Source organism: Pseudomonas sp. MF09156 (assembly GCF_059862305.1).
Map to the genome: position 1 here is coordinate 1 of NZ_JCBCUR010000045.1, position 1,959 is coordinate 1,959.

At 57.7% G+C, this 1,959-nt stretch carries 1 protein-coding gene; it reads right to left on the reverse strand.

Features of this window, described 5'->3' with window-relative positions; translation table 11 throughout:
• Positions 1-63: 63 nt before the first annotated feature.
• Complete coding sequence (gene ltrA / locus AC19YY_RS30945) at positions 64-1,470, reverse strand: group II intron reverse transcriptase/maturase (protein WP_500605320.1); 1,407 nt, start codon at positions 1,468-1,470, stop codon at positions 64-66.
• Positions 1,471-1,959: the final 489 nt, after the last annotated feature.

Below are 1,959 nucleotides of genomic sequence, written 5' to 3' on the forward strand. Positions count from 1 at the left end.
CTGCCGATCGGTAGAGTCGGGATGTGGCGCGGTGGCTTGCGCTCCGTTTCCACACCCCGCTCGTCAAACCGGACGTGCGCTATTAACGCATCCGGCTTTCGTCCAAGATCGATAGGTCTTCGCGCTCGACACATCGGCCATTCGCGTCGGCAGTTGATAGAGGCCTAGCTTTCCGTACAGAAACGCATCGGGGTATAGACGGTACCCCGAGCGACCTCGCTGCTTATGCTTGTTGACCAACCAGCGTCGGATACGGCGCTCCGTGTAGGTTTGCAGGATTTGGTAGCTCTTGAGCACCGGGCCTTGATCGAAGTAACCGGCCCAGCCCCGAATGATCGAGTTGAGTTCAGCTATCCGATTTTCCGCCGAGTCCCACGTCATGCTGATCGCCGTTTCGTCGTGGATTTTACCAATGATCGCCTTCATCGCCCGCTTCGCAGGCTTGGTGCCGATATAGGGTTTTCCATGACGGTTGTATTGCGTGCCGAGGCTATACCCGAGAAAGTCGAAAGACTGCTGCGGGAGTTTCACCAGCGCGGTTTTCTCTTCATTGACGCTTAACCCCAGACGCCCCATCAAGGCTTGCATGTGCGCCATCGCCTGCTCTCCACTGCCAGGCCGGCAGCAGATCACCATGTCATCTGCATAGTTCACGATATGTGCATGCAAACGCTTGGCGTGACCAAACCTCTCCCAAGCCAGGATGAAGCGCCTGAAGTAGAGATTGGCCAGCAGCGGCGACACCACCGATCCTTGTGCGCTACCACGATGCGTCCGTCTGGCTTCATTGGCGCGCCGAGGTTTCCCGTCCACGATTTCGATTACCGCCACTTCAAGCCACTGCTTGATCAGCTGCAACACCCTGCCATCCGAGATACGCCGGGCCAGGCATTTCATTAAAGGCCCATGCGGAATCGTATTGAAATAGTCGCGCAAGTCCGTATCCACGACATCTCTTAGCCCGATTTTCGCGGTGTAGTAATGAACCTGCCTCACTGCTGCCTTGGCATCACGGCGCGGCCTGAAACCATATTGCGATGGCTGCATATCCGCTTCGAATACCGGTTGTAGCAGGAGGTTGACGGCCATTTGCACAACGCGATCGCGGATGCAGGGAATGCCCAAGGGGCGGAGTTTACCGTTCCTCTTGGGAATCCATACCCGCCGTAGGGGCTGCGGTCGGTATCCGTCCGACTTCAGCTCCTCACGTAGCTGAGCCAGCCACTCCATAACTCCTGCGTTTTCAATGTCCGCGAAACGCTGGCCGTCGACGCCGTGACTGCCGCGATTAGCTCGGCAGCGTTGATAGGCGATGACCAGTACATCAATTCGGTAGACCTTGTCCCGCAGGCTGTAGAAGCGGAAATCCGGCTCTGTCTTAGCTTTCACATACAGGGCACGCTGCAGCGTCCGAACGCGATTTCTCACCTGGGTTAATAGGCCGGGGGCCAATCCCATCGTTCTTGCCACTTTGTACTCCTCTCTTGGACCAGGGCTCCTTTCCTACTCCGGCATTACCCGGCCTCAACGGTACTACGAGCCCATCCGCCACCTGTCCGAGCCAGCGCCGTCCCTCACGGGCGCCCTGTTTGCATGACAGTGTCTGGCTGTCATTTCACCCTGGCAGGCTTCCCCTGTTTCGCATGAGTCCTCTTCTGTACATGCCATCACCACTACCCCGGCGGCAGCGCTGGATTCGCTTGACGCTCAATCCTCCAGCGCTATCAACCTTCCCCGTTATTATGGCGGGTCGGCTACCGCAAGACCTTTTCGGGGCCTGCTCGGTGTTCGCTGCACGCTACGGCCTGCACAGTCACTGACTTCCTAACGAAGCCTTTTCTTCAGATACTTCAGCCCATTCGTTGCCTCCTGAACTGCTCCGAAGTGCTTCCGGCCGGAGCGACAGTGGCCGGGTGGGATTCGCACCCACTGAACTCATACGCCTTGTCAGGGCGTACA